General features: G+C 59.5%; 7 protein-coding genes and 1 pseudogene. 5 read left to right on the top strand and 3 right to left on the bottom strand.

The features are described 5' to 3' along the window. Positions 1-419: 419 nt before the first annotated feature. Both ABIB99_RS32400 and ABIB99_RS32395 read right to left on the bottom strand, forming a co-directional pair. A complete protein-coding gene (locus ABIB99_RS32400; RefSeq protein ID WP_354179416.1) occupies positions 420-797 on the bottom strand; it encodes an NUDIX hydrolase in 378 nt (125 codons plus the stop codon). A 669-nt stretch (positions 798-1,466) separates the two neighbouring features. Next, on the bottom strand, positions 1,467-1,901 hold the full coding sequence (locus ABIB99_RS32395) for a hypothetical protein (RefSeq protein ID WP_354179413.1): 435 nt from the start codon (positions 1,899-1,901) through the stop codon (positions 1,467-1,469). A 342-nt stretch (positions 1,902-2,243) separates the two neighbouring features. Between ABIB99_RS32395 and ABIB99_RS32390 the strand changes: the two genes are divergently transcribed. The 3 genes and pseudogenes from ABIB99_RS32390 (at position 2,244) to ABIB99_RS32380 (ending at position 5,451) form a co-directional block, all read left to right on the top strand. Next, a complete protein-coding gene (locus tag ABIB99_RS32390) occupies positions 2,244-2,642 on the top strand; it encodes a PRC-barrel domain-containing protein (RefSeq protein WP_354179426.1) in 399 nt (132 codons plus the stop codon). Positions 2,643-3,180: 538 nt separating this feature from the next. Beyond that, positions 3,181-3,744, top strand: coding sequence for a hypothetical protein (locus ABIB99_RS32385; protein ID WP_354179411.1), 564 nt, complete (start codon positions 3,181-3,183; stop codon positions 3,742-3,744). 1,348 nt (positions 3,745-5,092) lie between these two features. Beyond that, a pseudogene (locus ABIB99_RS32380) lies at positions 5,093-5,451 on the top strand (hypothetical protein). A gap of 1,053 nt (positions 5,452-6,504) precedes the next feature. Here ABIB99_RS32380 and ABIB99_RS32375 read toward each other — a convergent pair. Beyond that, positions 6,505-6,735, bottom strand: a complete 231-nt coding sequence (locus ABIB99_RS32375) for a hypothetical protein (protein ID WP_354179409.1) — start codon at positions 6,733-6,735, stop codon at positions 6,505-6,507. Positions 6,736-6,884: 149 nt separating this feature from the next. On the opposite strand from ABIB99_RS32375, the gene ABIB99_RS32370 reads away from it, so the two are divergent. Next, complete coding sequence (locus ABIB99_RS32370) at positions 6,885-7,070, top strand: cupin domain-containing protein (RefSeq protein ID WP_354179407.1); 186 nt, start codon at positions 6,885-6,887, stop codon at positions 7,068-7,070. A 160-nt stretch (positions 7,071-7,230) separates the two neighbouring features. Next, on the top strand, positions 7,231-8,601 hold the full coding sequence (locus ABIB99_RS32365) for a transposase (RefSeq protein ID WP_354179405.1): 1,371 nt from the start codon (positions 7,231-7,233) through the stop codon (positions 8,599-8,601). The last annotated feature ends 482 nt before the right edge of the window (positions 8,602-9,083 follow it).

Here is a 9,083-nt window from a genome sequence, read left to right as displayed (position 1 = left end):
CCTTCAAGGACCTCCAGCCGGCTCACCGGCCCTACCGACGAGCCGTCCAAATGGACGTCCTTTTTGCTGTCCAATCCCATCCCAAACCTCCGTCCAAGTCGGAGGCTTCTTCGCACGTTCATTCGAATTCTGAAGCAAGGGTATCGGCTTCGCGCTTACGGCCGAAACGGCCTCGCGCTTGCCCAAGCTGGCGCGGCCGTATTACGTGAGTCGGACCCTACCGCATGCCCATGAAGAGCGCTGCAAACAGTGCCGCGCCGAAGAAGGCTCATCCTAACAAAAATCCCGCCGATTGTTAGTCGGCGGGAGTTGACTTGAAGGTTTAGCGACCGGGGCTTCCGATCGCCGGTGAGATCCTGATGACGGAGTTAGACTTCACCGTGGCAGGCGCCGTTCAGCGCGTGACGTGACGTCCGGCCCTACTTGGGAAACAGTTTGTCGCGAATATAGCGCGATGTGGCAGTCAGCCGGATCCCGCTCGGCTTCCGCCATACAGCCCGGTCGATCTCATTCGGGTCGCCGATGACCAGCTTGCCTCTGGCGTTCTTGGCGACGAAGATCGCATCGCTCATCTTCCGCCCCGATCGCTTGTTTTTCGCCGTGACCTCCTTCCAGAGGCTTACGCGTCCAAGCTTGAGTTTTGGCAGCTCCTCTTTGATTTCTCGGCGCAAGCAGTCCTTTTCAGATTCGTTCGCGCGACGGCGGCCGCCCGGAAACATCCAGCGGCCGTCCGATCGACGCCTCACGAGGAGCACCTTGCCACGCTTCGCAGCAACCAGTTTCGATGATTTCGTCATAGCGAGCCGCAACGACCGCAGAATCAGCGCAATGATAACTTGTCTCTTCGGCTAGACAAGTTCTGCGGCGGGCCGCCCGGTGCCACCAGGGTGGGCTGCTTAGGCTCTGCTAATGGGATGGACCGGCTGCTTCCTCCGCGTGGATAGTCTGCAAAGACTACCCCGCAGCATCCGGAGAAGCATCCCATGGACACCACCACACAGCCGCTGGCCTCGATCGGCATCGACTCGGGAAGGAAGTCTTCCACGTCGTCGTCTTTGGCACGGACGGCAAGATCGCTTTCCGTCGCAGGATCAAGCGACCGCGCTACCCACGCACAATCTCTCTTGCGAAACGCAGCCGGTCCATACATTTGAGTCAAAGGCGTTGGTCTAGCGCTCGGCTTCAAAACTCCGGTCTGCCCCTGAACCGACCTGAAGCTGCACCGCGTTAATGGAAGCGATGGGCCACAAGCGACGTAGGCTAGGTCACGCGCGAGCGTCGACGAGTCGGCACGCCCTTGTGCGGTCGGTGACCGCATAAGGCTGTCATGGGTTGCAGCCAACGTGCGCCGATCGATTTCACCCCGGAAGCGGAAGCAATCGGCACCGGCCCGGTCCAGTGGTGCAGAGGACCACTTCATCTCAGGCGTTTAGCCAGTGTTCCCTCTTGAAAATTGACCCCCGCGCTTACTCGCAGTCCTGGTCGGCCGCCGTTACCTTTTTCTGGGACGGCGCGGGCTCGGCCGCACCGGCCGTCGCCTTCTTTGATTGTTCCGTGGGCGCGGGGCGGGTCTGCTCGACGGTGCCTGCCGTTCGATCCGGTGACTGGGCAGAGGGTGCGGGGCGGGTCGCCTTTGATTGTTCGGCAGCGGTCGGTTGGCTCTGCATCTGGTGCTGAGCATCTTCCGACGACGTTGCGGTATTCTCCGAGGCTTTGCTCATCGAAGATGTCGGCGGTTGCTGCTTAGAATCAGTTGCTGTGGAACCAGTGGTTTGTCCCGTATAGCCCGGGACATTTCCTGATCCTGCATCGCGGCTCACCGTGGTGCAGGGACCGGCATAAACGGAGTTGGCGCTGAAGGCGAGCAACGCACCCAAGATCATAAATCTGTTAGCGATCATAGCCCTTCTCCTTTGAACTCTCTGGACGATTGAACAAAGGATGGCGCCTTCCGTTCCGGACGCGCAAGAGCAGCGCCAACATTGACGAGTGGCTGAGTTCACCGGGGCCAAAATCGCCACCTAAAATAGGGCCGCTCAGTTGGCGGCCTATTGTCCTCGTCTTTGCCCACTTCGCCTTCCGATAAAGGTTTTCGCCCATGGGACCAGAGCTGGAGGTTGTTTGAATCGGTGTCAACGACGATAGATTGATGATTGGCGTGCGACACTATTCTCCGAAGCTAGGAACACCCCTGGAGCGGCCGAGTTAAGCGGACAAAACCTACCTGTGAGGGAGACGAAGCCATCGCCCGCGCAACCGCCCATCCGAATCATCAATGCATCTCAAGCGAAGACATTCAAGGGACCGAGGTTTACGGAGCAGATCGAAAGAACATCGGTGAGGTTGATCACCTCATCGTCGACAAGGTCACAGGTCGCGTGGCTTATGCCGTCTTGAGCTTTGGTGGATTTGTTGGATTGGGCCATAGCCATTACCCCATTCCGTGGGGCGCTCTAAAATACGATACGTCGCTTGGTGGTTTTCGAACCAACATCACCGAGCAACAGCTGAGGGACGCGCCTGAGTTCAGTGATGACTCATGGCAGGATCGAGACTGGGAAGCGCGCACCCACCGGTACTATGGGACGCCGACGTACTGGGAGGGTCGGGGTGGCTTTTATGACGCCCGGCAGTGCATCTGAAACTTCCCAGCCGTGTGTTGCCAGACTGAAGAACTGAACGACCAGCCCTTGGGTCGGCACGGCTGTCAGCGGCGCGTTTATGGGAAATAGAAAAACACGTTGTTGGGCGGACGACATTCCCGCATCTCGCTATCGCGCGCGAACATGGCGTCGCCTATGTTGACGTGCTGTTGCTCTCCGATCGGCTGGAGGAGTGCAGACCCGAGGTGCGATCCCGCCGTCCTCGCCGGCCTGGGCGCATGCGACGTTTACTGCTTGGACTGAGGAGCGCGAGCGGCGCGCACTGGCGTGATCACCGGAGCGCGACATGGACGGCCACGATGACGAGGGGGAGAGCTGGCGGCACGAAGCGCTAAGCGTTGACCAACAGATAGAGCCCTGAGACCAGAGCAGGCCTCAAAATCCAGCGACTGGTCCCGCGCCTGACTTGCCCCTATTCTTGTGGAATGACCGCCCTCACCCGCCGCCTCTCCGACAATCCGCACGAGAGACTTGGCACACCTATTCCGGCGACGTCCGCACCTGCGTGCGCGCCGGCGTGCCTGTGCATGCCGATCAATGGGGATGGTCGATTGGCTTCTATCCCGGCATGGAGCCAGATACCGGGCGAAGGGGCATAGCCGCCACCTTCGAAGCCGCGCGCGAGGCCTTCGAAGCCGCATGGTCCGAGCTGCGGCTCACCATCCCCGACTCCGCTTTCGCCGAATCGCGCCCAGATCGCAACTGGCGCGCGCGGCGATGGCGGCAAGGCGCGTGCGGAGAGCTACCCGCACCGCGCACACATCACCGCCGCGCAGGCGGCCAACGGGTACTGGCCGAAGTAAGCCGCCAACTGATGGGGTGGATGGCATGTCGTGCCGACAAACCAGCCGATCCAGTGAAAAAGCCGGTGGTGAGCGGCGAGATCCTTCTCTTCCTCCTTTTCGAGGCGCAGTATGGCGTCGATATTTTCCGCCGGCGTTCCGCTCTTGTCTGTCCCGGCCGACATCATTACCCGGAGACCCGGTCTGCCGCGCGCCGCGCCGCTTTGCCCGCTTTGTCAACGGCTTCGTCACCGACCTTTTCCGCGGCCGCATTTCGTATCGGCTATTCGCTGGGGTGATTATTCGTCGCCTCACCAGCGCGATGCTGCCGTTCTGTTTTTGGACGAAGCAAGCCACGTTTTGAACCGGAGTGTCAGGTCCAACTACATAGAAAGGAGTGCGCCGAACGACGCAAGCAAACCTGTACCACCCATGATCGCTAGTCCGATGAAGAAGCGCTCGACCACGTCGTGGCGGTCTCCCTTGTTCTCCTCAATTCGCAACGTTCAAAAGTGAACGCTGGTTCGATTCGATTGCCCATTTTTCCCGTTGGAACAAATGTTCACTTTGGCACTTAGGAACCTGCAACTTCGAGGGGGTGAGAGTCATGAGCGACCCCGAGCTATCGTCGTCGCGGGCACCTCAACCGGGGCCGCCGTGTCCTAAATGCAAGCTCCCCGCGCGTTACATCACGTCGGTTCTGGACGTAAAGCGCGACCGAGCAGTGATGGTTTACCGCTGTGCACCATGCGGTGAGGAGATCTGGAGAGATTAGGGCGACGGCAAGTTTTCCAGGCGCGCTTGCCCTTCCCTGCTGCGCGTAAGAAAGACCGGTTTTGTCTCGGGTTAACGCCGCTGGCCTGTTTCCGACCTCAGTGGCGTAATTTGAAATTTGCAGTGGCCTAATTTCGATAGTGACGTGATTTTAGATCGGCTCTAAATTCGTTCCTGCTTGGGGTGTTTTAGAGCGGGAACATGCGAGAGTTTCGGGCATATATAATCGATGGCGAGGGGCACATAACGCTCCGCGTTGATATTGTGGTGGAGGACGAGGCGGAAGCACGGGAACGAGCCAAATTGCTTGTAGACGGGCGCGCGGTAGAGCTTTGGGAAGGCGCAACGAGGCTCGATAGATTTGAGCCAATCAGCAGGCACTAAGGCCGCCTCAGTTGGCGGCCCAAACAAAAGGCTCCAGTCCGGGGCTGGCAGGACTGGTGCCTCTGGGAGCCTGAGCACGCGGTGAGTGGCGCGCTCGGATAGCTGCTCATTCTATCCAAATGATAGGGGCCGCGCTATGGCGGCCCCCTGCCGGTCGCAATTTCATCCGTAATGAAAACCAGCCCCGGCAACATAAAATTAAAATCAGCCACCGGCCGAAATCAAGTGCCTTAATCGCGCAGGAACATCGCGGCTAGTGCCAAGTTTTCCCGGCGCCCTCGGCGCCGTGCTCGCGAGGGTAACCTCTAGGCCCCGGCTCATCCCCCATTTGAGCTGGGGCCCTTTTCTTCCGGGACAGCGGACTCAAGGGAACGACAAGGGCAGGCGAATATTTGAGTCGTTGTGGCTCGGTTGCCTAGCCGAGCCGGCGGAGCGGCCCCGGCCGACCCCCGTGACCCCTGCAGCCGGGGCGTTCTCTCCGCCCTGTATATCGGAGTCTCGCCCTCGATTGTGTCAGCTGACCGACTCGACCGCGACATTTATCTGGTGCTTGAAGACTTCGGCGTGCGCGCCGGTTGCGCCTGGCGCGAAACGGATGAAGCTGACAGCTTGAGACGATCCTGCAAAATCTCCTGTCCGGCCAGTACGCCTTTGCGGTTCGAATTGTTTCCTTCAATCCCGTCGAGGGGTGGTCGCGGGATGCGACTTCCGATGCAGCCGATGCGTTGGCCCGGCGCGCGGCCGATACCGACGCCGAGATCTCGTCTGCATTGCAGGACTTCATCGCCGCCAACGCCACGAGGCGCTTCGACATGCAGCTCACGCTGCCCTTGCGCCGGGTGGCCTGATTTCCAGCGATGAAAAACGCTGGCCGGCGGACGCGCCACGACGTGCACCAACTGTGACGATCTCGGCTGGGTTTGTGAGAACCACCCGGACCGCCTGTGAGACGGCTCGCGCGCCTGCACCTGTGGCGGCGCTGGCGCACCCTGCCCGGCCTGCAAGGCTGCTGGGCGAAGGTGGAGTGCCGCGCATGCCGCAAGGCTTTCGGGTGGAGATCGACAAGGACGGCTGGCGGCGCTGAGATGCCTTGTGAGCGGCCCCAAGCGCCTTCGGGGCTGGTGAGGAGAGAGACGCCGGAGCCGCCACGACGCACCGACTCAAGTCCAGGCGCCGTCGATATTTTCAGCCCTGAGATTCATCACAGGCACTAACAAATGTTGAGTGTAACAGATTAGCTTTTTGGGCCTCCTCCGTTGTCCCCGTGCAACGCTATCAGAGTTTTCCTGCGCGGAACGTCGCCGACGAAATATTCTTGAAACAATCGGCTGCTTTCGTCGCCTCAACCGGGCGCGACGTTTGTATCCCCGCTCAATTTTCATTATCCCGGGGCTGGCTTTGCTCGAACCTATTTTTTGACCGGGGTGATAGACTTTGGACAGGGCGCTCCACAAGGGCGGCCCTTTCTTCTGCCGGCTTCCCCCTATCTGCGGCCTATGCGTACCGCGTTCGAATTTTGCCCGCTGGCCGTTCCCGGGTGGATACGCAGCCGGATTCGACGGGAAGTTAGGAACGGCTCCATTTGTTGCAGCATTCTGTCATGGCGCGCGCCGCCTTGAATACGGGATGACTCTTGGCTGAAGTGCGCAGTTTCATGGACCGGTTGCAAGAAATTGCGACGGAGAAGGCTTTCGCAATTATTGCAATCTTTTGCTCGACGGATTCGAAATCCGCGTTTGCCTGAACGACGCGGAGCAGATCGAATACACTGCGGCAAACCCTGAAGAAGGATGGGTTCGGGTGATTCCTCCCGGCAACTCGCCGTCTGCTAGCAGTATTCTGAAGGGCTTTGTAGAGATCAGGTAAGCGAACGTCCAGATCTTGTGCACGTGAAAAGGCGCCTATCTCTTCTTGGCCTTTTTCTTTTTGGTAGCTGTCTTCTCAAGCCGCACGCCCTTGAATTTCTTTGCGGCCTTCTTGCCCTTCGCAGGCTTCTTGACACCCATGAACTCGCCGGACGTCTTGGCGCGCTTGGTGAAAGCGGAAGCTACGCCCAACGTCGTTTTTGTCTGCGAACGCTTCTTGACCGCACCCTTGCGCGCATTGTCGCCAGTGGGCTTATTGACCGCCATGTATTCCTCCCTGAGGCCACTAGACTAGACAGGCGGCGAAAGCCCTGTCTTGCTGCGCCTTTTCCTAGCTTTGAGGAACGAATCGGCCTTCGTCAAATTGAATCCCGGTTCCGTTGCGTGAGTTGCTTATGCGTCAATCCCGATGGCTTATGTCGATCGCCCCGAACGGTGACGAGACTATCTACTCGGTCACAAGCAACTTCGGCCGCAACGGCAACGCCTGGCGCGAAGCTCACGGCGCATTCAAGGTCGTGCGCGACAAGACAGCGAAACTACTAACGGTGCACATCGTCGATAAGGGTAAACCGCTCTACGATGCGCCGTTGTCCAAGTAGGACGATTTGGCTAAGGCGCTCATTTCTTCTCCTGGTTGGATGGTCGCCCTCTTCGTCCGTGCGATGTCGGCTCATGGCCGATTTTGTTGCAAAAGTCGGTTGAGACACGCCGCGAAGCGTGATTCCGTTGTGGTGACGCGAATCTCGGCGAGGTCGATCCATGATGGGCCGTCTGAAGAGTGACCAAGGTCAACTGTTCTACGAGTTTCGTCTTGGCGATGCCGTTCCCGAAGATCACATGGTGCGGAAGATCGACACTGCTCTCGATCTGTCCTGGCTCCGCAGCGAACTTGCACCCCATTATTCGTCCATGGGTCGCCCGTCGATCGATCCGGAACTGATGATCCGGATGCTGGTCGTAGGTTATGTCTTTGCGATCCGCTCGGAACGATTGATCTGTCGTGGAGTGCAGGTGAACCTCGCCTATCGCTGGTTCTGCAAGCTCGGTATCGAGGATGCTGTGCCGGATCATTCGGCGTTCTCGCGTGCTCGGAACGAGCGCTTTCGTGAAGGCGATGTTTTCCGCCGGATGTTCGAACGGGTCGTCGAGGCGTGCATTGCGGCTGGTCTGGTTGGTGGCGAAGGCTTTGCCGTCGATGCGAGCCTAATCCAAGCCGACGCCAACAAGCAGCGCTCGATCGCGGGTCAGGATTGGCACAGGGATCGTGATCCGGCGAGGTCCAGCCGCGCAGTGAAGGAGTATCTGGCGACCCTCGACGATACGTCCTGGGGTGCCGCCAGCGAGGTTGTTCCGAAGTTCGTCTCACCATCCGATCCCGCGGCCCAGTGGACTGGCGCGCATAAGGGACCGGCATTCTTTGCTTACTCCGACAACTATCTGATCGACGTGAAGTTCGGCGTCATGGTTGATGTCGAGGCATCCCGGGCTATTCGCCAGGCCGAGGTCGGCGCAGCAAAGACCATGATTGAACGGACCGAAGAGCGCTTTGGTCTCAAGCCAGAGCGGCTCGTCGGGGATACCGCTTATGGGGCGGCTCCGATGCTGAACTGGCTGGTCGAGGAGAAAGGCATCGCGCCCCATATTCCTGTGTTCGACAAATCGAAGCGGGACGATGGCACCTTCTCGCGCAGCGACTTTCGATATGACGCGACCGACGACGTCTACCACTGCCCGGGCGGAAAGCGACATGGGACGAGCGGCACCGTGCACGAGGGCAAGACGCTGCTGTATCGCGCAAGCAAGCTCGACTGCGATGTATGCCCACTCAAACCACAATGCTGCCCAAAGGAACCATCGCGCAAGATCCCGCGCGATATCCATGAACATGCCCGGGACGTTGCGCGGTCGTTCGCTGGCACCGAGGGCTTCGAGCAGTCGCGACATGAGCGCAAGAAGATCGAGATGCGGTTCGCGCACTTGAAGCGCATCCTGAAGCTCGGTCGGCTTCGACTGCGTGGTCCACGAGGTGCTCAGGACGAGTTTGTTCTGGCAGCCATTGCTCAGAACCTGCGGCGGCTCGCATCGCAGGTTGCGCGACCGCCACCCGCTCAGGCTCTGTGTATTGCGTAGCGTAAGAGTTGCGTAGAGAGCGTCGGGGTCGGGGACCAAACCCCGTCGACCCAAGTGAAATGCCAAATCTACATCATCGGTCACCGGCGACTTTTGCAACAAAATCGGCCCTTAGCCGACTAGCTAGGGCAAACTGGCCATGTCCGGTCTTGACCTATCAAACATCGCTGGGATTCTACGATCTCGCGATTGCCACGCTGTTCATGAAGATGGCGCCGGAGGCGCGAGGCGCCGGCGGCGATCTCTTCCATCAAGGCTTCGCCCAAGGAGAGCGACGATCCGGACGTCGTTGCTGCGACTATGGCTTGCCCGGGCGTGGTTGCTTAAGCGGCCCGGCCGGATCGAATAGCCGGTTCGCGGAGCACTCCGACCTTAAATTGCCTACTCCGCACGTCGGGAGCTCACCCACGCGACCCGTGAAGCTTCGGCATACGGACGTACTGCGTAGCAGTGGTCTGTTCGCGCGGCGCTTCGGGCAAGAC

This window comes from Bradyrhizobium sp. LA6.1 (assembly GCF_040547805.1).
GTDB classification, from domain to species: Bacteria; Pseudomonadota; Alphaproteobacteria; order Rhizobiales; family Xanthobacteraceae; genus Bradyrhizobium; species Bradyrhizobium barranii.
This window is presented reverse-complemented; position numbering and strand designations above follow the sequence as displayed.